This is a genomic window from Pseudarthrobacter sp. NPDC055928 (assembly GCF_042270935.1).
Classification (GTDB): Bacteria; Actinomycetota; Actinomycetes; order Actinomycetales; family Micrococcaceae; genus Arthrobacter.
Genome location: NZ_JBHJZH010000006.1, coordinates 92241 through 113015, shown reverse-complemented (window position 1 = coordinate 113015; position 20775 = coordinate 92241). Strand labels below are relative to the sequence as shown.

At 61.2% G+C, this 20775-nt stretch carries 22 protein-coding genes; 12 read left to right on the top strand and 10 right to left on the bottom strand.

Annotated features, from left to right (window positions below; all coding sequences use genetic code 11):
• Positions 1 to 509 precede the first annotated feature (509 nt).
• On the bottom strand, positions 510 to 767 hold the full coding sequence (locus ACFC25_RS10075; RefSeq protein WP_376045015.1) for a hypothetical protein: 258 nt from the start codon (positions 765 to 767) through the stop codon (positions 510 to 512).
• Positions 768 to 1005: 238 nt separating this feature from the next.
• On the opposite strand from ACFC25_RS10075, the gene ACFC25_RS10070 reads away from it, so the two are divergent.
• Together ACFC25_RS10070 and ACFC25_RS10065 are read left to right on the top strand one after the other, a co-directional pair.
• Positions 1006 to 1863, top strand: a complete 858-nt coding sequence (locus tag ACFC25_RS10070; RefSeq protein WP_376045014.1) for an MBL fold metallo-hydrolase — start codon at positions 1006 to 1008, stop codon at positions 1861 to 1863.
• A gap of 110 nt (positions 1864 to 1973) precedes the next feature.
• Positions 1974 to 2204, top strand: coding sequence for a hypothetical protein (locus tag ACFC25_RS10065; RefSeq protein ID WP_376045013.1), 231 nt, complete (start codon positions 1974 to 1976; stop codon positions 2202 to 2204).
• Between the two features lie 18 nt (positions 2205 to 2222).
• Here the strand turns inward: ACFC25_RS10065 and ACFC25_RS10060 are convergent, their stop codons facing one another.
• Together ACFC25_RS10060 and ACFC25_RS10055 are read right to left on the bottom strand one after the other, a co-directional pair.
• A complete protein-coding gene (locus ACFC25_RS10060) occupies positions 2223 to 2846 on the bottom strand; it encodes a TetR/AcrR family transcriptional regulator (RefSeq protein ID WP_376045012.1) in 624 nt (207 codons plus the stop codon).
• The gene (locus tag ACFC25_RS10055; protein ID WP_376045011.1) at positions 2843 to 3988 is read right to left on the bottom strand and encodes a pyridoxal phosphate-dependent aminotransferase; all 1146 of its coding nucleotides are present in this window, start codon (positions 3986 to 3988) and stop codon (positions 2843 to 2845) included. Before ACFC25_RS10055 ends, ACFC25_RS10060 begins: the two co-directional genes overlap by 4 nt.
• Before the next feature lie 455 nt (positions 3989 to 4443).
• On the opposite strand from ACFC25_RS10055, the gene ACFC25_RS10050 reads away from it, so the two are divergent.
• The 9 genes from ACFC25_RS10050 to ACFC25_RS10010 all read left to right on the top strand — a co-directional run bounded on the left by ACFC25_RS10050 (position 4444) and on the right by ACFC25_RS10010 (position 10544).
• Complete coding sequence (locus tag ACFC25_RS10050; RefSeq protein ID WP_376045010.1) at positions 4444 to 5130, top strand: RraA family protein; 687 nt, start codon at positions 4444 to 4446, stop codon at positions 5128 to 5130.
• Between the two features lie 2 nt (positions 5131 to 5132).
• Entirely contained in the window at positions 5133 to 5324 is a 192-nt protein-coding gene (locus ACFC25_RS10045; protein WP_376045009.1) for a hypothetical protein, read from the top strand.
• Positions 5325 to 5395: 71 nt separating this feature from the next.
• Positions 5396 to 6178, top strand: a complete 783-nt coding sequence (locus ACFC25_RS10040) for a LamB/YcsF family protein (protein ID WP_376045008.1) — start codon at positions 5396 to 5398, stop codon at positions 6176 to 6178.
• Between the two features lies 1 nt (position 6179).
• The gene (locus ACFC25_RS10035) at positions 6180 to 6896 is read left to right on the top strand and encodes an allophanate hydrolase subunit 1 (RefSeq protein ID WP_376045007.1); all 717 of its coding nucleotides are present in this window, start codon (positions 6180 to 6182) and stop codon (positions 6894 to 6896) included.
• Positions 6889 to 7872, top strand: a complete 984-nt coding sequence (locus ACFC25_RS10030) for a biotin-dependent carboxyltransferase family protein (protein ID WP_376045006.1) — start codon at positions 6889 to 6891, stop codon at positions 7870 to 7872. Before ACFC25_RS10035 ends, ACFC25_RS10030 begins: the two co-directional genes overlap by 8 nt.
• Before the next feature lie 52 nt (positions 7873 to 7924).
• Positions 7925 to 9241, top strand: a complete 1317-nt coding sequence (locus ACFC25_RS10025; protein WP_376045005.1) for an MFS transporter — start codon at positions 7925 to 7927, stop codon at positions 9239 to 9241.
• Between the two features lie 66 nt (positions 9242 to 9307).
• On the top strand, positions 9308 to 9598 hold the full coding sequence (locus ACFC25_RS10020) for a hypothetical protein (RefSeq protein ID WP_376045004.1): 291 nt from the start codon (positions 9308 to 9310) through the stop codon (positions 9596 to 9598).
• Positions 9599 to 9711: 113 nt separating this feature from the next.
• A complete protein-coding gene (locus ACFC25_RS10015; protein WP_376045003.1) occupies positions 9712 to 10182 on the top strand; it encodes a hypothetical protein in 471 nt (156 codons plus the stop codon).
• Positions 10183 to 10331: 149 nt separating this feature from the next.
• Entirely contained in the window at positions 10332 to 10544 is a 213-nt protein-coding gene (locus tag ACFC25_RS10010; protein ID WP_376045002.1) for a hypothetical protein, read from the top strand.
• Between the two features lie 1275 nt (positions 10545 to 11819).
• Here the strand turns inward: ACFC25_RS10010 and ACFC25_RS10005 are convergent.
• The 7 genes from ACFC25_RS10005 to ACFC25_RS09975 all read right to left on the bottom strand — a co-directional run bounded on the left by ACFC25_RS10005 (position 11820) and on the right by ACFC25_RS09975 (position 19222).
• The gene (locus ACFC25_RS10005; protein ID WP_376045001.1) at positions 11820 to 12596 is read right to left on the bottom strand and encodes an HpcH/HpaI aldolase/citrate lyase family protein; all 777 of its coding nucleotides are present in this window, start codon (positions 12594 to 12596) and stop codon (positions 11820 to 11822) included.
• A gap of 55 nt (positions 12597 to 12651) precedes the next feature.
• Positions 12652 to 13641 carry an aldo/keto reductase gene (locus tag ACFC25_RS10000; protein ID WP_376045000.1) on the bottom strand — a complete coding sequence of 330 codons (990 nt, stop codon included), beginning with the start codon at positions 13639 to 13641 and terminating at the stop codon, positions 12652 to 12654.
• A gap of 95 nt (positions 13642 to 13736) precedes the next feature.
• A complete protein-coding gene (locus ACFC25_RS09995) occupies positions 13737 to 14396 on the bottom strand; it encodes a YesL family protein (RefSeq protein ID WP_376044999.1) in 660 nt (219 codons plus the stop codon).
• Positions 14397 to 14400: 4 nt separating this feature from the next.
• The gene (locus ACFC25_RS09990) at positions 14401 to 15327 is read right to left on the bottom strand and encodes a carbohydrate ABC transporter permease (RefSeq protein ID WP_376044998.1); all 927 of its coding nucleotides are present in this window, start codon (positions 15325 to 15327) and stop codon (positions 14401 to 14403) included.
• Positions 15328 to 16296, bottom strand: coding sequence for an ABC transporter permease (locus ACFC25_RS09985; protein WP_376044997.1), 969 nt, complete (start codon positions 16294 to 16296; stop codon positions 15328 to 15330).
• A 25-nt stretch (positions 16297 to 16321) separates the two neighbouring features.
• A complete protein-coding gene (locus tag ACFC25_RS09980) occupies positions 16322 to 17860 on the bottom strand; it encodes an extracellular solute-binding protein (RefSeq protein WP_376044996.1) in 1539 nt (512 codons plus the stop codon).
• Between the two features lie 549 nt (positions 17861 to 18409).
• Positions 18410 to 19222, bottom strand: a complete 813-nt coding sequence (locus tag ACFC25_RS09975; RefSeq protein ID WP_376044995.1) for a DeoR/GlpR family DNA-binding transcription regulator — start codon at positions 19220 to 19222, stop codon at positions 18410 to 18412.
• A gap of 100 nt (positions 19223 to 19322) precedes the next feature.
• Here ACFC25_RS09975 and ACFC25_RS09970 point away from each other — a divergent pair, with 100 nt between their 5' ends.
• Positions 19323 to 20492 carry an exo-alpha-sialidase gene (locus ACFC25_RS09970; protein ID WP_376044994.1) on the top strand — a complete coding sequence of 390 codons (1170 nt, stop codon included), beginning with the start codon at positions 19323 to 19325 and terminating at the stop codon, positions 20490 to 20492.
• The last annotated feature ends 283 nt before the right edge of the window (positions 20493 to 20775 follow it).

The window sequence follows — 20775 nt, the reverse complement described above, 5'->3', positions numbered from 1 at the left end:
GTGCCGCGCGGCTTGGGGGCCGGAGCGCAACGATGCGCTTTCATAGGTAACGCGAACCCAAGGCAATGCCAGGGTAGCAAGAGGGGAAACCATGACCGGAACATTCGAACTCTACAACGACCACAACTCCTACGTCTTCAGGCTTAAAGCTTCCGACGGCCCTTGCCCAGGTTGACGGAATCTTTATTGTCGGCTCTCTAGACTGTCGTTCTGAAGTTCGCTTGACTCGGAACCACTGCCAACCCCTCCATGATGGTCCGCGCTCTCTTTGGCTAGTTCCCAGGAAATTCCAAGCTTCGGTGGCACATAATGGACCGGAGCTTCGGTCAACCGCTATTTGACCGGAACTTCGCCAATTGGAAAGACAGTCAGTCTCCTGATCGGCAAGCTCGTTGCCTGGGTCCGTCGCCAAGCAGGCAACCTCCTGCACCTTATCCCCGCTGCGTCGGCAGCTCGGATCACGACAGCAATTTCCGCTCAAGACCCAGCGGCAGCGTGGACCGGCTCCCTTAGACGAGGCCTGGTGCGCTGGCGAGGATGTAATCGGCCGCAGCCTGCCCGGTCATCGCGAGAGTATTTCTCCCTGGGATGATGCCCCTGGCATCAAGGGCATGCCAAAGGGCCTCGGTTGATTCCTGCGGGCATTCCGTTAGCAGACACCAGCTGGTGTACAGACCGAACAGTTCCTCAGCCTCCAACCCCCTGTCACTACCCGGGTCGCTGTTGATGGCGTCCCGAACAAAGTCATCAAAATGGGTTGCACTCACGCCGCCGCCTTAGATAGGTATGAGTCCCGCCAGCGGCACGCGGCGGTAGCACCATGCGGTGTTGCCTTGAAGCTATCCCTCGCCACCAGCACTGTCCAGTCAAGGATAAACGCCGTACTTCACCAGGACCCGGTGCCGGATCTGGCCTCGTTAGATCCCGCCGTTGGGATGAGTTGCACCGTAACCTGTCGCCGCCGGCCCAGATAGGTTCAGTTCTACGTGCAACCTGTGCCGTCTCTTGACATGGTGGTGGCAGCCGTACAGGCTGGGCGGACCTGTCCCATGGATTCTCTCGACGAAACAAGACCGACCGCGGTCACGCAAAAAGCACTCTGGTGCTGGAGGGAGGGCGCATGATCCATCTGGAGGTCGGCGACGGCATACACATGATCACCCTGCGCACGTCAACTGCTACGTCATCGAAGACGCCGAGGGGATCACCCTCGTCGACGCGGGTCTACCGACCATGTGGCCCATGCTGTGCCAACTCCTCGAGGACCGCGGCAGGCGCCCGGACGAAGTCAAGGCACTGGTGCTCACCCACGGCCACTTCGACCATGTCGGATTTGCCCTGCGAGCCCACCAGGAATGGGGCCTGCCTGTGCTGGTCCACGAACAGGACACCTACCTCGCTGCCCACCCGTACCGGTACAAGCCCGAGCGCAACCGCTTCCTCTACCCCTTTACCCACCCCCGATCCCTGCCACTGCTGGCAGGCATGGCCGCCGCCGGGGCACTCAAGGTCAAGGGCGTATCAACTACCCAGCGGCTGCAACCAGGTACCGCCGTCCCGGTGCCCGGGTGCCCTACCGTTGCACACACACCAGGTCACACTGACGGCCACTGCATTCTCCAGCTGCCGGACCGGGGAGTCGTCCTCAGCGGTGACGCCCTGGTCACCCTGGACCCCTACACCGGAAAGTCCGGCCCTCAAATTGTCGCTTCCGCAGCAACAAAAAACACCCGGCAGTCCCTGGCCTCGTTGGAGGCCATAGGAGCTACCGGCGCTGCCGTGCTCCTGCCCGGTCACGGAGCCCCCTGGAAGCAGGGCGCCGCCGAAGCAGTACGCCAAGCCATGCAAACCGGAGCCCACTGAAACCCGCTGAATCTCAGCTACAGCCGAGCCTGTCCCCCGGGCGAAAGCTTGACGGAATATCCGTTATCGGCGTTCTAAAACAGCCCGGGAGAGTGCCTCAAAAATGGGCCGTGAGCCAGCTGCCGGAGATGCGCATGATGCTGGCCAAACAATCATCGACGGCGAAAACAAAGGAGCAGGGCGTGAGCCTGGTAGGCCCGGGCGTGCTGCTGAACCAGCTCACGAGGAACGTGCTGGAGACCGCGCCGGAAGCGGAACTGACCGAGCACCTCGGGCATGAGCACGGCCCAGACACCGATCGCAGCCAACATGCAGACCAGGTCGAAGACCGTGCTGACTGAGATCGGTCCGGTCGAGGATTAGCCCGCGGCCATGCCTTTGAGGGCCCCGTAGTACGCCTGGATCAGGGTGTGGATCGCCTCGTCCTCTGAGAGCTTGCCGCGGTTGTGAAGCAGGTCGTTGATTTCGCGGGGGTCGAACAGGGCGTTGTAGAACATCAGGGCGAAGTCGAAGCGATCCTCGGGTACGCCCAGTTCCCGCAGGACCTCGCGGATTGGCCGCTCCCAACCGTCATGGACCGTGCGGATGACGTCATCGTCCGCGTGCAGGCGGGTGAGGAAGCCTTCCTTGGAGCGGACCTGGATCATGGCCGGGCCGTAGGTTTCAAGCAGTTTCACCCACCGGATAACTACGTCTTCGAATAGTGCTGTTCCGTGCAGCGGCGAGGCCAGGGTGTAGTCACGTACGTTGACCAGCACGCTGTGCAGGTAGGCGCTGTGCAACTCTTCAATGGTGGGAAAGTACCGGTATGCGGTGGCAACTGAAAGCTGAGCTTTTTCCGCTATTGCGGGCATGGAAGCATTTTTAGGGTCTTCCCGCAGCAGCTCCCCGGCAGCGTTGAGCAGCCGGCGTTTGTTGCGCACCACATCGCGGCGCCCGCGCACTGCGGCCCCGTTGAGCTGTTCGGTAGCCAGGACGGTCACCCCTGTATCTCCTGAATGCCTTGTTCGATGCGATCAAGGGCAGTCTTTAGGGTATCGAGGTCTGCGGCGAACGACAGCCGCAGGTGCCCTTCGCCGGATAGGCCGTACTCGCTTCCAGCGCGCAGGACGACGCCGTGGTCCTTGAACTTCTCGAGCATGACGGTTGCAGGGAGCGCCTGAGGGTAGCGGAAGAACGCGTAGAACGCTCCAGTCGGTTCGGTGAATTCCACCCCAGGGATGTTCTTGAGGCGTTTGACCACGTAGTCCCGGCGTTCCCGGTAGGCGGCAAGCATGTCAGTGGAGATTCCGGGCCCGAGTTGCAGGGCTTTGAGCGAAGCCCGCTGCGCTGATGCGTTGACGGAGCTGTTCATGGTGCGGTGTACCGCACGGATAGACTCCGCGATTTCCTCGGGGGCCACGACGTAGCCCACCCGCCAACCGGTCATGGCATATGTTTTGGACAGGGTCTGGCAGTAGACCAGGCGTTCCTGCAGGGCGGGGATGGCCAGCGAGGAGATGAAGCCCTCGTCGTAGACTATGTGGGCGTAGGCCTCATCAGCCAGGACCAAGGTATCGGTTCCCTGGAGCCCTTCAGCCAGTTGCTCCAGCGATTCCCCGCTGAACACTGCACCCGTGGGGTTGACGGGGTTGCAGAGAGTAATGAGGCGCGCATCCTTCGCTGCCGCCAGCAGGGCCGGGACGTCCAACTGGTTGTCCGGGCGCGTGGGTACGAAGACAGGTTCTCCGCCGGCGAGCCGTACCGCGTCAGGGTACAGCGAGTACGTGGGCTCAGGGATGACTACTTTTTCCCCGGGGTTCACGGTGGCCAGGATGGTCGCGGTGATCGCCGCGGCTCCTCCATGGGAGACCAGGACCGACTCGGGATCGACACTTCGACCGGACTCGGCCGAGACTAGGTCGGCGATGCACTGGCGCAACTCGGGGTCACCGTTCATGTTCCCGTAGTGTGTCCAGCCTTCGTGGAGCGCGTCGACGGCGGCGTCGACGATTTCCCGGGGCGTTTCAAAGTCCGGTTCACCCATCGACAGCGACACTGCACCGGCCGGAGCGGCGGCACCGGTAGGGCGCAAAGAAGCGGCGGTGACGCGGGCGATGGTTGCTGAGGGCCTGTATAGATTCACGGTTGGCTCCGAAGTTGTAGGGTTCTATTCCAAACTAAGACATCAGTCGCAAGTTCACAAGACCGCATCCCGCGTACGGTGGATTTGTTGTGTTTCAAGGGAGTTCCAGCAACAGCCTCCGTGTTTCTGGCGTGTAAACACTTGGGAAACCCATTGACGTCCCAAGATAATGCGACAAGACTCGTACTTGCGACTCCGCTCTCAGCGTGCTTTAGTGTGATGGAAGGCACAAGGAAGTGCGGGGCTCGTTTGAACCCCAATGACAAGGAGAAGGCCAGGATGAAGCGCAGATCGCTCGTCGAGCTTAGGAACAGCACTCGTCATGAGGTGGTCCGCCATTCGGCGCCGGGCAGTCCCTCTCATCGGACCGGGATGCCCGCAGCCGCCTCCCGTCTCTCGCAGCCCCCGGGCCAACACCGTAATACCGAAGGAGACCAGGCGTCACGCCGATCCCAATGACCCAGACTCAAGAACAGACCACCCAGGCAAACACCACGCCCCCGGAGTTCACCGATGAAGATTTGCGACGGCTGCTGAAGCTCGGCACCGCGACCGTCTACGAAGCACAGGGCCAACGCGGATCCATCGCGTCCGAAATCAGGCCGCTGGACCCCGCCATGAAACTGGTGGGAACCGCACTCACGGTGAACACCACTCCCGGGGATAACCTCATGTTCCACCAGGCGGTCCTGGTGGCACGCCCCGGCGACGTCCTGGTTGTTGACGCCAAAGGGTTCACCGACGCCGGCCCCTGGGGCGACGTCCTGACCCTCGCCGCGCAGCAGGCAGGGATTGCAGGACTCGTCATTGACGGTTCCGTCCGTGACTCCGAGGCCATCATCGACGCTGGTTTTCCGGTCTTTTCCCGCGGAATCTCCATCCGTGGAACAACCAAGGTTGACCCTGGACAGGTCGGCGAAACCATCAACCTCGCCGGCACCCTGGTAGACCGCGGCGACGTGATCATAGGTGACCGGGACGGCCTCGTCGTCGTCAAGGCCGCCGACGTCCTCGACTCTCTGGCAAAAGCCGAAGCCCGCGAGGCCAAGGAGGAGGAATTCCGGCGCCGCATCCTGGACGAGGGTGCCTCCACGGCAGAGCTTCTTGGTCTGCTCCCTACTCTTCAGCGATACGGGTGGTAACCATGGCTTCCTCCCAGACTCCCGGAGCGGTCCTGATCTCCGAAAGTGATACTTCGACCGTGGCGACCATGATTTCCATGCAGGGAGTGAACAAGCACTTCGGTCCATTTCACGTCCTGCGCGACATGAACCTTGAGCTCACCCGCGGCCAGGTCGGGCTCCGCAAGGGCCGCAAAACAGTGTTCAGGCCCTAAGCAGTGCCTGTCCCGCAGACCTAAGCTCGGCTGCAGAACGGCAAACGCGAAAACGAACTGAGGAGAAGATGGTGACACCCACTTTGGATCTTGTGGCTGATGTTGGCGAGAGCTACGGCGCCTACACTTTAGGCGACGATAATGCGCTCCTGGACGTCCTCACTTCGGCTAACGTCGCTTGTGGTTTCCACGCGGGGGACCCCCAGGTCATGGACCGCACGGTCGCTGCATGCCAGCTCCGCGGCGTGGCGGTCGGGGCCCACCCCAGCTTCCCGGACCGCACAGGTTTTGGACGCCGCCCCATGGAACTGACAGAAACAGAGATCCGCCTCGACGTCATGTACCAACTCGGCGCCCTTTCAGCGTTCACTGCCGCGCACGGTATAAAGCTCCAGCACATCACCCCTCATGGAAGTTTGGGCAACCTCGTTGTCACCCGCGCAGATTATGCCCGTGCCGTCATCGACGCAGCCACCGCCGTGAACCCCGACATCATCTTCCTCGCTCAGGAAGGGGAACTGGCCGCATTGGCCCGGCGACGGGGACTGCCGGTGGCCATCTTCGGAATCGCCGACCGAAATTACGAAGATGACGGCACCCTGGTGTCCCGCTCCAAGGACAACGCTGTCCTGCATGATCCGGTCTTGATCGCTGCGCGGACGGTGAAGATGGTCACCGAGGGCGTCATTGAATCCATCCACGGCAAAGCCATCCCGATCCAGTGCGACAGCGTCCTTCTGCACGGCGACAACCCGGAGTCCATCCAAGTCGCTCTCAAGACCCGCGAAGCACTTCTGCAGGCCGGTGTACGGCTCGCCCCCGTCGCCGAGATACTCCACAACAAGGTTTCCTGACATGATCTGCTCCCCAACCTTCACCATCGTCGATGCCGGTGACTCAGCCCTGAGGGCTATCGTCAGCGGCGACGACAAAATTGCCGTCTGGAAGCGGGTCCACGCCCTCGCCGAAGCTTTGGACAAATGCTCCATCCCCGGCCTAACAGGACTGGCGCCGACCTACGACTCCGTCCTGGTCGAATTCGACCCTTTCACCATCACCCACTCCTCTCTGAAACACACCGTGAGGATGATCGAGTCCTCCCTGTCCGATTCCGATTTCGGCGGGCAGCCCAGCACCTTCCGGGTCCCGGTGGTCTACGGCGGTGAGCACGGGCCGGACCTGGAACTGGTCGCCCGGCAGCTCGGCATCACGTCTGCGGACCTGATCCGCCGGCACTCAGAAGCCCCCTACACCGTGCGTTGCTTCGGCTCCCCCGCGGGATCGCCCATGATGGACGGGCCCGACCTGCCCGCACCGGTAGCCCGGCTTGGGGAACCCCGCACGAAAGTTCCCTCCAGGTCAGTGGCCATCGCCGGAAGACAGGCCATCATCATCGCCCTGCAGGCACCATCCGGATGGCCCCTTATCGGCCAGACCCCCGTAGACATCGTGGACCCGGCCGGTGACAGACTGACCCCTTATAAACCCGGGGACCGGTTTATCTTCGAACCTATCGATGAAAGCAGCTGGGACGACTACGCCGGCGCCAAACTTGAGGCCGACCATGACTAGAACTCTGAAGATCCAGCAGGCCTCCCTTGCATGCGTCCAGGACCTTGGGCGCCCTCACGGCGCCCAATATGGGCTGCCCGCTAACGGAGCCATGGACCACTTCTCCTGCCGGGCAGCGAACATCCTGGCACGCAACGAGCAGACCGCTGCGGTCATCGAAATCACCGCCCTCGATTTCGCCGCCACCCCTGGCGTTGACACCCTCATCGCCGTCACCGGCGCGCCCGCCGAGGTCACCGTGGACGGCCTGACCTGCCCCCAATGGCTGCCCGTATCCGTCCGCGCAGGACAGCGCCTTGCGATCCGCAACATCCGAGGCGGTCTGCGCACCTACCTTGCAGTGCATGGCTCATTCGAAGCCGACACCTACATGGGAAGCGTCTCCCCCGACCCGGTCCTCGGGTTCGGGACGCTCCTACATACCGGACACGAAATCACGCTGCTCGGTGAACATCCCCCGGTCGAGCACCCCGTCTATGTCCATCCGCTGTACCGCCCAGGTTTCCAACCGCCCACCTATACCGACACCACGATCATCGACGTCACCGAAGGCCCCGACGTTGCGGACTTCGGTGATACCGCCGAGAACCTGTATACGGGCGAATTCACCATGACCGAAAGGAGCAACACCATTGGGCTCCGCCTCACCGGCCCGCTCCCAAAGAAACAAACAACGGGGGAAATGCTCTCCCGAGGCGTACCCGTCGGGGCGATTGAAGTCCCCACCGGCAGCGAGCTGCTCATCCTGCACCGCGGCCGCGGTGTCACCGCCGGCTACCCCGTGCTGGCCGTGACCACCCTAACGGGACTTTCCGCCCTGGCACAGGTCCCACCAGGCAACAAGGTCCGCTTCCGCCAGGTCACCGTCGAAAAGGCCGCGGCGAACTACCGAGCCGAAAGAAGCCGTCTCGACACCCTCGAAGAAACGATGAAGGCCATCTTTGACGGCATCGAGTCGTTCAGCCGTGCAGCCTAAACAACTTCTCAAAACCCTTTCCCGCCTTTAAGGGAAGAATGGAAAAAGGAACATGTCCCAAGTAGCCCCCACAACTGACCACACACACTTGGACCCCAAACAGGTCCGAAAAGTCGTCACGGCCGGGTGTGTCGGTGTCTTCGTTGAATTGTATGACAACGGCATCTTCGGCTTCATGGCCACCACGCTCGCCCTGGTGTTCATGCAGGCCCAAAAGCCCTCCGACGCCCTACTGCTGGTATTCGCCGGCTACGCCGTTTCATTCCTCGTGCGCCCCCTTGGCGCCGTCGTCTGCGGCTACCTCGGCGACAAAATTGGCCGCCAAAAAATGCTCGTCCTATGCATCATGTTGATTAGCATTGCAACCGCAGGCATCGGCCTGCTCCCCACCTACGCAGCTATCGGAATCGCGGCACCCATACTGCTCATCGCCCTGCGCCTCGTCCAAGGCTTCTCAGTAGGCGGCGAAACCTCCGGTGCACTGACCTTCTTGGCCGAATACGCCCCCGAAGGCAAACGTGGCCAGATCACCAGCTACGCCCAGCTCGCATCCTTCCTCGCGCTCTTCACCGGTACCGCCGTCGCGTTCTTGATGTACCACGTTCTCCCCGCAGCAGATGTGCTCGCCTGGGGCTGGAGGATCCCGTTCCTCCTCGCCATCCCCATGGGCCTCATCGGCTGGTACATCCGCAAGAAAATAACAGACACCCCCAACTTCATCAAGCTCAAAGAAGAAGGCGGGCTCTCCAACAACCCGCTCAAGGAAGCCTTCTCCTCACCCGAGCACCGCCGTGCCATGCTGCTGGCCCTCTTTATCCCCCTGATGAACGGCGCCGGCTATTACGTACTCTTCAGCTACATGCCTGCCTTCATGTCCAGCTCCCTGAAATTCCCCGTCGCCCAAGGCCTCCTGGTCACCGGCACCAGCCTGATCGCCATCTGCATCGCCATCCCCTTCGCGGGCCGGCTCTCCGACCGAATCGGGCGTAAAAAGGTCCTGATCGGCGCCTCCATCGGCATGGCCGTCGCGGGTATCCCCTGCTACGCCCTCATCGCAACCGGGTCCGTTCCCCTGGCCATCCTGGGCGCCACCATCATGGCCGTCATCTTTGCCGGACACACCGGGGTCATGCACGTCATGATCATTGAATTGTTCCCGACCCGTGTCCGCTACTCCGCTTACGGCCTGGGCTACAACATCTCCACGGCCATCTTCGGTGGCACCGCGCCGTTTGTACTGACCTGGCTGATCAACACCACAGGAAATGTCTACATGCCCGCGTTCTATGCAGTCATCACCGCGCTCGGCACCCTTATCGCCGTCAGCACCGTCACCGACAAGGCCCACGTGCCCCTCCGGGACGCCTAAGCCATTCTTATCGCCAGTGTGCTGGGAGGATCCCCAGCACACTGGCGGAACCACCGAGGAAACAACATGACCGCGTACCGCCATGACGATTGGCACCAGCTCGTTGGCGCCTTCGTCGAAATCCGGCAAAACTCCAAGACCATCCGAAGCGGATTCGTCGATGATTCGATGCCCGACTCGTCGGTACTGTGGCTCGCCGCTGATGAGTTCCACAACAGGGCGATCTTCGAAGCCGCCGAAGACCACGTCGTATGGGTGGAGCCCCAGGAACTCGAAGGCAAGCGGTGCTACCGCATGACCGCATCGGCACTCCAACTCGAGCCCCAAATCCAGCCGGTGGGAAACCAAACGCAATGATGCACAGCCCAGCAGTCGGAGGAAGAATCTATCACCCGGTCCCCGCTTCCAGTCCCAGAGGCGGCTACCGGTACCGAGGTAAATCCAACCAAACCGAAGGCACCTCCAGTGCCATGAAGCCAAACGTCGAGAAATTACTTTTGGAGAATCGTCAGGCACTGTCCCAAGCCGCTGCCACAGTCAGGGCGATCAATACACGCAGGAACCAACAGATAGCTGATGCGCTCTGGGACGGCGTTCTGCCCACAGCCGTCGCCTCTGCAACAGGAACCAGCCTGACAGCAGTGCGCACCATCGGGCTGTCCTACGACGATATGCTCCCCCAAGGAGCACACAAGGATGCCCACGTCGCCACACTCTTATCCACTGCCACGGAGCTGCAGAACGCCGAAGCAGACAAGGCCCGGCTGGAACACCAACGTTACGAACTCATCGTGACTGCGCAAAGGCTCGGAACCTACGACGACTACCAGATCGCGGCACTAACCGGAATATCAGCACCGGAAATAAAGAGAATGGTCCGCGGTACAAAAACCAGCCAACGCAAGGCTGGATCTTCCCCGACAAGGACGAGGTCTACATAGGCGTCCATTGAAATCACTTCGATTGCGTCCCGGTGCTGATCCTGACCATTCACGCGCCACGCCATTTGCCTTTGAGGCCTGATGCCTCAGGCGACGGCTCTAACAGAAACAAACGAAGCTCTTCAAGCGACTAAGGAAAAGGTCACGCCGTGATCCAAACCACTTCTCCCACCCGACAGACCACCTCCCTTGCGGCTACCGGCGACCATGCACCAACCAGCGGATGGTGGCGGCCCGACGAAGACCCGCAACCGTTCCGCTATGTGCAGCAGGGAGAAATTATGCCTCCCCTCGGCGGTTCACGCACGCTCTGGACCCTGGTCCACGAACTGCCACTATCGCGGCGCGTACACCGCCACTAGCCATGCCTCAGAGGGTCTGACGCAAGAGTTTGATAAGGAAGCGCAGGGTGGGCCGTCCGTCCCTTGGGGCACACCTCAATCCGACGCCCTCGGCCGGACCTTGGATTCTTTGCAGGCAAGACCCAGGACTCAACCTCATATGCAGTCGGGTGGAAGCTTCCGCCTCACTAGACGAGAGGACTGGAAGCAGGCCATGTGATCCGGCAGGAAACCAACGAACGGCAATTTCGACCGTGCACTCCTCCCGGTCGACCTAGTAAGGAGGACTTGTGTCCTACAAGTTGCATGAACCGGAGTCCAGCGCTGCCTTCTCGCTAACGGGCGGCGTCCTGTTGCCAAGCCCGGGGCTTCCTCTTTCCCTTGAAGTCGTCACGGTGGAGGAGCCCCAAAGCAGAGACGAGAAGCTTAACCGTGCCATCAACAGACTCATACCCGCCGCTCTTGAACGCAGGCAGGGAATCCTGGTCGTACAACGCGATTATGGTAAGTACACCGTTCGGCTAGACCACGAAGTGCCTTGCGGCACAGCTCGGGAGTCCCGCGAATAGATCGCGCGAAGGTGAACTAGAGGACAAGACAACTTGGTTGCCCGCCGTCCATAAAGCCTAGAGAACAAATTTCCGTCCTGAATGCCGGCTGCTCTCTGAATAGATTCTCTAAACCACTCACCCGCGTGAGTGGAGGTTGCTTTTTCTCTTTGAGCTACACCCCAAGCTGACGTTAGGGCGCCTCACCAGGAAGAATGCGCCTGTCGGCGGAGCTCTGGCCTGCTTCTAACCCACCGGTAGGGCTGTTAGCAGAGACATGGCGAACACCTCCCCCAAATGGACCGCCACGCCCCATATTTCGGCCATTCAAGCTTGTCCACGGCTCTTCACCCGTCTGTTTCCTTGACTCTGGGAATGTCAGGGTGGGATCTGAGAACTTCATTGAGCGACTGTCAATGAAACGAATTACACCCTGTTCTGACGCCAACGCCGGCTTCGGCGAGACGACTTCCACCAAACCTCGTGCTGCGGCGGTACCGATTCTCATTCGTGGCTACGATCCGTCGGCCACTTGACCGAATCGCTGTTATCGGCGCTGAACAGGACTAGAGGAAAGTAACCTGAGATGGCCCGTCCCACCCTGCGTTTTTTGGGGGCATCGTCCGTGGCTGGCGCGGCGGGTGCAGACAGGGCGGCGCAGGCAGGTAAGTGAGGGCCGTTGGCCTGCTTCACCGCCCGTCGGCGGTGATGGTGCTGTACGCGTCGGTCGTGGTGTTTGAAATGAAGGTCAGTCTTTGGAAGTAGCGGCGTCGAGGTGGGATTTGGCGATTTGTTCCAGGTGCGTCAGGTCCGAGGCGATGGTGGCGAAGGTGTAGCCCTGCGCCAGCCGTTGCGCGGCTACAGTGCCGGCGGGGGTGTGGATGCCGGCGGCAATCCCGGCGGAGGCTGCGGCTTCGGCGATGGTCTCCAGCGCCGCATTGAATTCGGCGTCCACCTGCGGGTCTCCGGGGAAGGCCCCGCCCACGGCAATCGCGAGATCGGAGGGCCCCACGTAGATGCCGTCCAGACCGGGAGTGGCGCAGATTTCTTTGACGTTGGCCAGCCCCTCGGGGGTCTCGATCATGGCGAACACCATAGTGGTGCCGTTGGCGTCAGCAGGCTTCGGCCCGATCCGCAGGGCCGAACGCATGGGGCCGTAGGAGCGGCCGCCCATGGGCGGGTACTTCGCCGCGGCCACGGCGGCGGCGGCGTCCCCGGCGTTGTTGATGAGCGGGACGATGACGCCCACGGCCCCGGCGTCGAGTGCCTTGCCGATCGCGGTGAAGTCGTTGGCTTCCACTCGGACCATGCCGACGCCGGTGTGCCCGGCGTCGATGGCCATCAGTCCGTTGAGCACGCCGGAGTAGCCGAGCAGGCCGTGCTGTGCGTCCAGGGCGACGTAGTCGTAGCCGAGGCGGCCGATGCGTTCGGTGGCCACGGGTGCGTCCAGGACCGCCCAGTAGCCCACCGCCTGCTCACGGGCGCGGATCTTGCGGGCGAATTCGGTGGCCAGTTCGGAGGTCATCAGAGTCCTTCAGTCAGTCGGTTCTGTCAAGAGTTCGGTTCAGCAAGCGGGGAAATCAGCGGTTGTAGGCGGGCATCGGGCCGCGCAAGGAGGTGCCCACGGCGTCGCAGGGGTCCACGACGTCGGCCGGCAGCGGCCCGTTCGCCACGGCCGCGATGTTGGCGCGCAGCTGTTCCACCTTGGATCCACCCAGCAGCATCGACCCTACGCCGGGACGGTACGCGAGCCAGCGCAGGGACAGCTCGGCCAGGGAAATCCCGGCGTCAGACGCGATGCGGGACAGCTCGCCGATGGCGTCGAACAGCTGCTTGTCCCAGTACCGCTGCGTGTACATGGCGGCGAGCTTGGAATCGCCGTAGCGGCCCTCGGTGGGCTTGGCGTCGAAGCTGTGCATGCCGGTGAGCAGGCCGCCGCCCAGCGGGTTGTAGACCATGGTGTGCACGTTGTCGGTGGCGGCGAATTCGAGGTATTCCTCCTCGAGCCGGCGGGCCACCAGGTTGTAGAGCTGCTGCGCGACGACGGGCCGCGGCGCCCCCACTTCACGCGCTGTGTGGATCACGTCGGCGATCTGCCACGCGGCGAAGTTGGACACACCAAGCGCTCCGATCTTTCCTTCGGCGACCATCTCAGCCACTGTAGACAAAGTGGAAGCAAGAGGCGTGGCCCGGTCCGGCTGGTGCAGGTAGAACAGGTCGATGCTGTCCACGCCCAGTCGGCGCAGGCTGCCTTCGACACTGGCCCGCAACGCCGTTGGTGAGAGCGGCGGGTTGGATCCTGCATCCGGATGGGGCATGCCGGCCTTGGACGCCAGGATGACGCCGTCGCGCTTTCCCTTGAGAAGCCGGGCCAGCATCTCCTCGGTGACCCCGCCCACGTATGCGTTCGCGGTGTCGATGGTGGTGATGCCGGCCGCGAGTGCCTCCTCCACCATCCGGCCCGCGGTGGCCTCGTCAGCGGTGTCGCCGAACGTCATGGTCCCCAGGACCAGCTGGGAGATGGGAAGTTTCAGGCCGTCCACCTGGGCGCCTTCGGGCTGCGTGCTCATACGTTTATTCCTCGTGGTTGCTTAGTCGCTTACATTCAGGAAAGGTCCTTACCTCTCCTGAACGTGGGTTACCGGAGACCGTTCTGTCCGCTGAATCACTGGTCCGTTCGCTGAACGGCCCCCGCAAAGGTTCTCAAGTCGAGGATCGTGGTCACTAGTGCGAGGGGGCTGAGCGACGCGAAGAGAAGAAGCGCCGGTACGGCGGCCTGGATGTACGACAAACCAACGAAGAGGGCAGCAAGCGCCAGCGTCGCGAATGGCTGGGCCAGCGCCAGCATCCATGCTGCGCGTATCAGCCGGATGCCGCCCGCCTCGAGGTGAGCGGCAACGAAGGGCAAGTGAATGAGCATAGCGCAGAACATAGCCGCCACAATGACGATGCCGTAGAAGGCGACCGATCCGGCCAGGCCTGGATTTCCAATGCTGAGCCAAAGTCCGTAGGCGAGCAGGGCCCCCACCACCGTGAGGGCCCAGCCCAGCGCATTGACCCGCCAAAACCCCTCGCGCCAAGCGGCGGTCATGGCACGGATTAAAGACTGGTCGCGTGTTTCAGGGTGTACGAACCAACTTCGCATCACAACGTACACCGCACCCGTAGCTGGGAACAGGCCAAAGATTACCCCTCCAGCCAGGGTCAGTCCGATCCAGAGCAGGTTGAGAAGGGCGAGGCGCCAGATCCATTCGACACCGGGGTTTGCGAGAGCGATTGCGGCGTTGACGCCAGAGCGCGGGACGGGGTGTGTCTGAGAAGGCATGATGTTATCCCTTAATCGCCCCGACGAGGATGCCCTGCTGGAAGTAGCGCTGGGCGTAGGGGTAGAAGGCGAGGATGGGCACGATCGCGAAGATCATAGTGACCGCTGCGATGTTTTGGGGGACCAACTGATGTCCTCCCATCGTTATTTGCTGGAATGACGTGGCGTTCGTATCGGTGTTAAGCAGCAGCCGGTAGAGCACGAGTTGGATCGGGGCAAGGGTCTTCTCCTGCAAGTAGATCAGGGGGACGAGGAATGCATTCCAAATTTGGACGGCGTAGAAGATGCCAATTGTTCCGAGCAGAGGCCGAGAAAGTGGCAGATATATCCGCCACATGGTCTGCAAATCGTTGGCACCGTCGATCAATGCAGATTCTTCGAGCTCGACCGGGATGTTCCTCAGGAATGTTATTGCTATCAATAGCAGGAAGGTGCTGAACCCGAACGGGATCACCATCGCCAGCCAGTTGTTGACGAAGCCCAGTTGCGAGTTGATGACGTACGTGGGGACGATGCCGGCATCGAAGACCCAGGTGACGAGAAAGAGCATGACGATGGCTCCTGCGCCCCCCAACCGAGCCTTGGACAGCGGATAGGCGGTCAGATACGTGATGGTAACGGAGAAGGCAACGCCGACTGCAGTGTAGAGGAGCGAGTTCAGTAGCGAGCGAAGGATTCCGAGGCGCTCGTTTGTGAGCACGTATTTGTAGGTTTCGAGGTTGAAGCCCTCGGGGATGAGCGCCACTTTGCCCGCATTCACTGCGGTGCCGTCGGAGAGCGAGACTGCGAGGATGTAGACGAAGGGGTAGATGCACGCCGCGACGATAGCGAAGAGCACGACGAGGTTCACAAATTCGAACGCCGTGAGCTTCCGCCGACGGATGGTCGGAAGCGTTGAAGACCGCTTGTTTTGGCGGAGGGTGAGAGTCATTTAGAAGAGCCCCGATCCGGTGAGTCGCTTGGTGATCCGATTCGTTCCGAGCACGAGAACGAACGCCACGATGCCTTGCAGCAGGCTGACTGCTGCCGCGTAGCTGTACTTGGGGAAGCCTTCTGAGGCGAACGCCAGGCGATAAACATAGGTTTGGAGCACATCGGCGGTCGCATATGTGTTGGGGTTGTACATGAGAAGTATCTTGTCGACGTCGACGGTCAGCACCTGGCCGAGCGCCAAGATCAACATGACGACCATCATGGGCACCAATGCCGGCAGCGTCACGTAGCGCATCTTGCCGAACCGGCCAACGCCGTCCATCTCTGCGGCTTCGTAAAGCGATGGGTCGATTGCAGTCATTGCGGCGAGGTAAATGATGGTCCCATACCCGAAGGTCTGCCAGACGTTTAGCCCGATGTAAAGCGGGCGGAACCAGTCCGGGTCAGTGAGGAATGAGATTGGTTGGCCACCGAAGTCCTTGATGATCTCGTTGACCAGGCCCCCCTGCGGGGAGAGCAGGGTGTAGAGGATTGAGACGAGAACTGCTGAGGAGATGAGGTAGGGGACGAAGCTCATGGTCTGAATGAACTTCCGGGCGACGGTGAACCGCACTTCGTTAAGGAAGAGGGCGAAGATTATCGGCGCGGGGAAACTGAATATCAGGGTTCCGACCGCGAGGATCAGTGTGTTGACCACCAGGCCCGGGATCTGAGGGTCATTGAAGATGGCCTGGAACTGTTGAAGTCCTACCCAAGGACTGCCCCATAGACCCAGGAACGGGCTGAAGTTTTTGAAGGCGATGACAAGCGCGGCAACCGGCGCGATTTTGAATACCACAAGGTGGATGAGCCCCGGGACAAGCATGAGGTAGAGCCACTTGTTCCGCAGGAGGCTGCGCTTGCCGCGCCGGCGGCCCCTTGCGGGAGCCGCCGGCGGAGCAATGGGTTTTGATTCGAGGGTGGTCATGATGCTGCCTGGTCCGTCCTTAACATCACTTCTGCAAAGATTCGTAGGCAGCTTGGTCAATGGCCACAATGTCCTTGTAGCCCTTAGCTGTGGCCTGGTCCAGGAACGAGTTCCACTGATCCATGCCCAGCTTGCCCTGCACAAACTGCGCAATCTGCGCGGTCACGAAGGGGTCGACAGTTGCCTTCAGCGAGGTCCGCTTATCGAGCTGTTCCGCGCTGTAAGTGAGCGTGGGAACAACCTTGACAGAGTTGTTGAAGTATTCAGGAGCGAAGGACTTGGTCTGCGGGTCCATCCACTGCTGATACGCGTCGTTGTCCGCCGGTGTCGGGAAGGTGAGCCGTTCCTGGAGGAAGTTCCATGCAGGCGTTCCCACGGGCTTGTTGCCTTCCGTGGTGAAGTCGACCGTGTATTGGGGTTTTCCGTCAACCATTTTGTAGGACTCGCCCTCGACGCCGTAGTGCAAGGTGGTTTGTCCCTCAGGGCTGTACAAGTAGTCGAGGAATTTCAGAACCTGAGGCGCCTTGTTTGACTTGGCGCTAACGGCCAGAACGCGGTTGGTCTGGTAGACGCTGGTCGGACGTTTCCCGGGTTGGCCGTCGCTTGTTGTGAATGCCGGCAGGACGTCGATCGCGTACGCCGGATCATTCTTAGGTCCGCCGTTCTGCATGAACCATTGTGGGCGGGTGAAGAAATCATCGGCCACGGAAGCCTTCCCCGTGAGCATCTTTTCCTGCCAGGAATCCTCGGTGTTCGAGCCGTTCACCCATTCGGGATCGATGAGACCACGTGAGTACAGGTCCCTGTACCACTCAATTTCCTTCTTGAAGTTTGGGGAGTACAGGTCCTGGCCAGCTCCGTTCTCATATGCTCCCTGCACCTTGCCGTCAACAATGCGGTCCTCGGCGCCGAATGCGTAGTTGAACTTGAGGAAGGAGTCACGGCCAGAGAGCGGGTAGTAGTTCTCGACCTTTTGCCCGTAGAAGTCCTTGAGCTTTTGCAACTGGTCTGTGAAGTCTTGGGTGTTTACCGATTCAGCGGGCGTGATACCTGCTGCTTTGTACATGTCAGACCGGTAGAAGGTGACATGCGACAGCTTGGGCTGCTCTGCCATGAGCCCAAAGATCTGACCCTGGGAGTTCGTGACGAGGTTGCGGTACTCGGCGTTCGAGTCGAGGTACTTCTGAATGTTCGGCGCCTCCTGCTTGATCAGCGGGGCAAGGTCTTGGAACGCGCCCTGCGCGCCGTAGACCTGGGACTGGGCGTAGGAGGAAATCACCGCGTCCTGCACATCGCCGGATGTCATTGCAAGGTCAAGCTTCTGGTAGTAGCTGTCGTTCGCCCCGCCGTCAACGAGGTTTACGTTCACGCCCGACTGCTTCTGTGCAGCCGGGAACCATTGGAGATCCTTAAGCCAGTCCTGGTACTGGGTAGCGAGGCGGTATGAGAAACCGCCGCTGGCGCTCGAGTTGTTATCCGGCGCCCCCGGGGTGCAGGCACCAAGCGCCGCAAGGAGGGCGGCTGACCCGGCAACGGCGGCCATTTTCTTGATTGAAGTCTTCAACGCACTTCCTTGTGTTCGGGGAAAACCGTGTTGACGCATTGCGTTTTCACGTGTGAGTGGAACCACTCTAAGACAAACTACTGCGCGTTGCAAGCAATCGTTCACGCTTGTTTCGCGCAAACGAATGGACTTGCTCACCGACTCTGAGGGCGTGAGGCTTGGTGGAGGTGTCGTCGCAGTTGCCCAGCGCAGCAGGGTCGAGCCCGATTAGAAATACGAGGCCGAACAACGCGCCTGCGGAAGTTAGAGACGGCGCTCAGATCTTGCGGGAGCAAGGTCTAGCCGGCGGTCGCACGCCCATTGCGGGCTCTCGAACGGCCAGATACGGGGCCCGCAACCGGGAAAGCACGCAGGTACTCTCCGGCCTCAAGCCGCGAAGAACCGCCCGGTCGCGGGAAGGCGCGGTAAGTCATGGAGACACCTATGCCCGTCGTGAAAACCACCGGATCAGTGGCATCTTCTCGCGCCAGGTAATGCCGCAATGGGTGGCGAGCCCCCTCGATGCATTGAACTGGCCGTTTGCGCGGCATCGCCCGTACACCCGGGTGGCTACGGTGCTGGAACCACCTCTACATTGATTCCTTCTAGGTCAAACTGGCTGAGCACCTCAGGGTCGGCAGTCCAATCGGTAACGATCGTCCATTCCCTATTGTCGAATCGCGCCGAATATTTGTACGTCCTGGTCCCCAACTTGCTTGCGTGCACAAGCACGTACACCTTCCTCGCCCGTCGCGCCATGAGCTCCTTGAGGCGGGTCTGCTCGAGGTCGGCTTCAACAACTTCCCCCGTTGGCAGCACACTGTCCGCGCCGAGGAACGCGATATCGAATGACATTCTTTCCAGCGTGGACTCGGTAAGCGGGCCAATGAATGAATCGCTCGTGGCTCGCAGGCGTCCACCAAGGCAGAACACCTCCAGATCCTCTCGTGCGTGGACATGGTTCAGTGCGACAAGACTCGGGGTGGTGACGGTCAAAGCAGAGTCCGCCGGCAGGGAACGCGCAACCAGGGCACACGTAGAGCCAGCGTCAAGGAGGACACTGTCTCCCTGCCCGATTTGCCCAACAGCCCAGGAAGCAATTGCCGCTTTCTGCTCGTAGGCTTCGCGGCTCCGAACCGCGAGAGTGCTCTCAAGCTTCCCCACGGTGGCGATTGCGCCGCCATATGTCCTCGCCAGACGGCCGCTGCTGCTCAGAAGCGCCAGATCCCGGCGCACAGTGGATGGCGTCACATTGAACTGCCGAGCGATCGCAGCGACGTTGGCGACACCCATCTCGCCCGCAAGCTGAACGATCCGTTCACGCCGCTCGCGGGCCGACAGGGACTGCAGACCACTCGTCTCGTCATTTTTGGTTTCTGTCACGACATCTCCCTTTTCTCTCACACGCCAAGTCTAGGGTCTCGAAATCTGCGCGTAACGCGCTAGTATGAATGAACACAACGCGCAGCTTTTGAGGAGCATCATGCACAGCAGTCAGGGTCAACCCACCAGCACGTTCGACACAACAACGCAAGGGCTTACGTCCGGGCTGCTTCCGACATCCGCACCGGAGAACCATGCATCCTTTATTACCGGGCTCGGGGACGGCGCGCTCGGCTGCGTGTGGTTTGCAGGAAGCGCCGAAGGAAAACCGGACGTTGACATCGTGATGTCAACCGCCGCCTCGCAAGGTGATATCTGGACGGAGGAGCGGGTGGTGGCCGCCACCCCAGGGCGATCCGACCAGAACCCTGTTCTCTTTCGGAGCCCCACCGGTGAACTGGTGCTCTTGCACACTGCGCAGGTCCTGGGAGCCCAGGACACATCGCGCGTTTTTTTGCGTCGGTCCAGCGATGGCGGCGATTCCTGGTCAGAGCCTGCCGCGATAGCCGGCGATCCCGGGCTTTTCATCCGCCAGCCGGTCGTCGCCCTCTCCCCGACACGGTGGCTGCTACCCGCGTTCCGCTGCCTGCCGCTTCCGGGACGACAGTGGCGGGGCTCGGGAGATGTCACCGTTGTTCTCATCACCGACGATGCGGGCGCAACATGGCGCGAAGTGGAGGTTCCCGACTCGACCGGCCTCGTACATATGGCGATAGCACGGCGATCTGAAGGTCGACTTGTGGGCTTTTTCAGGAGCCGTTGGGCCGACAAGGTATACCGCACAACTTCAGACGACGACGGCGAAACCTGGTCTGCACCGACGCCGACGGAGGTGCCAAACAACAACTCATCGATCGCTGTCGGCTCCCGAGACGCCTCCAGCCCGCTCCTTCTCGTCGCGAATCCAGTCGCGGCCCCCGAAGGAGCGCATGAGGGTGACGACGATGAACTGCTCACCGAAGGCAAGTACACGGCGCCCGGCGCTCGGCAGCCGCTTTCGCGGCACGCCGTATGGGGTACTCCCCGCCTTCCACTCAGCCTGCTTGTGTCTGAGGACGAAGGGCAGTCGTGGCACCCTGTGCTCAATCTGGAGGATGCCGATACGCTCGCTGAAGCCGGAGTTGTCGAGACTGAGGCGGAATACCGTGGCCTGGAGATCTCCTACCCCAGCATCTACGTTGACGAGGCGGGGACCGCTCATGTGACCTACTCATACCTCCGGGACGCCATCAAGTACGTGTGCATTCCAGCCACAGTCTGGGGACAGTGAGGCTGCCACAGCCACACTTCGGTTCCGCGGGGCGGACGATTTGTCCGCCTGGCCGGCCCAGCGGGGGTTGTAGTGAAAGCAATATTCTCGTCGGGGGTTCCAGGCCTGCGGGCAGCTTCGGAAACTGTTCACAGACCCCGCGGTTACCGCGAAACCACACCTTCTTCCCGGCCGCTCAACGGACTTTGCCCAAGTGTCAAGGCTGGCGCTCGGTCGAGTGGTTGCATTACCCCAAACCGTATGCGCGCCTCGTGCAGTCTATATAGCGCGTTTCGCGCAAATA

What these genes read in the sequence shown, in the direction of transcription:
- ACFC25_RS10035 (WP_376045007.1), top strand. Translation starts at nt 6,180, where the DNA reads ATGATCTGCTCCCCAACCTTCACCATCGTCGATGCCGGTGACTCAGCC.
- ACFC25_RS10050 (WP_376045010.1), top strand. Translation starts at nt 4,444, where the DNA reads ATGACCCAGACTCAAGAACAGACCACCCAGGCAAACACCACGCCCCCG.
- ACFC25_RS10030 (WP_376045006.1), top strand. Translation starts at nt 6,889, where the DNA reads ATGACTAGAACTCTGAAGATCCAGCAGGCCTCCCTTGCATGCGTCCAG.
- ACFC25_RS09970 (WP_376044994.1), top strand. Translation starts at nt 19,323, where the DNA reads ATGCACAGCAGTCAGGGTCAACCCACCAGCACGTTCGACACAACAACG.
- ACFC25_RS09995 (WP_376044999.1), bottom strand. Translation starts at nt 14,396, where the DNA reads ATGCCTTCTCAGACACACCCCGTCCCGCGCTCTGGCGTCAACGCCGCA.
- ACFC25_RS09990 (WP_376044998.1), bottom strand. Translation starts at nt 15,327, where the DNA reads ATGACTCTCACCCTCCGCCAAAACAAGCGGTCTTCAACGCTTCCGACC.
- ACFC25_RS09985 (WP_376044997.1), bottom strand. Translation starts at nt 16,296, where the DNA reads ATGACCACCCTCGAATCAAAACCCATTGCTCCGCCGGCGGCTCCCGCA.
- ACFC25_RS10045 (WP_376045009.1), top strand. Translation starts at nt 5,133, where the DNA reads ATGGCTTCCTCCCAGACTCCCGGAGCGGTCCTGATCTCCGAAAGTGAT.
- ACFC25_RS10000 (WP_376045000.1), bottom strand. Translation starts at nt 13,641, where the DNA reads ATGAGCACGCAGCCCGAAGGCGCCCAGGTGGACGGCCTGAAACTTCCC.
- ACFC25_RS10005 (WP_376045001.1), bottom strand. Translation starts at nt 12,596, where the DNA reads ATGACCTCCGAACTGGCCACCGAATTCGCCCGCAAGATCCGCGCCCGT.
- ACFC25_RS10015 (WP_376045003.1), top strand. Translation starts at nt 9,712, where the DNA reads ATGAAGCCAAACGTCGAGAAATTACTTTTGGAGAATCGTCAGGCACTG.
- ACFC25_RS10025 (WP_376045005.1), top strand. Translation starts at nt 7,925, where the DNA reads ATGTCCCAAGTAGCCCCCACAACTGACCACACACACTTGGACCCCAAA.
- ACFC25_RS10020 (WP_376045004.1), top strand. Translation starts at nt 9,308, where the DNA reads ATGACCGCGTACCGCCATGACGATTGGCACCAGCTCGTTGGCGCCTTC.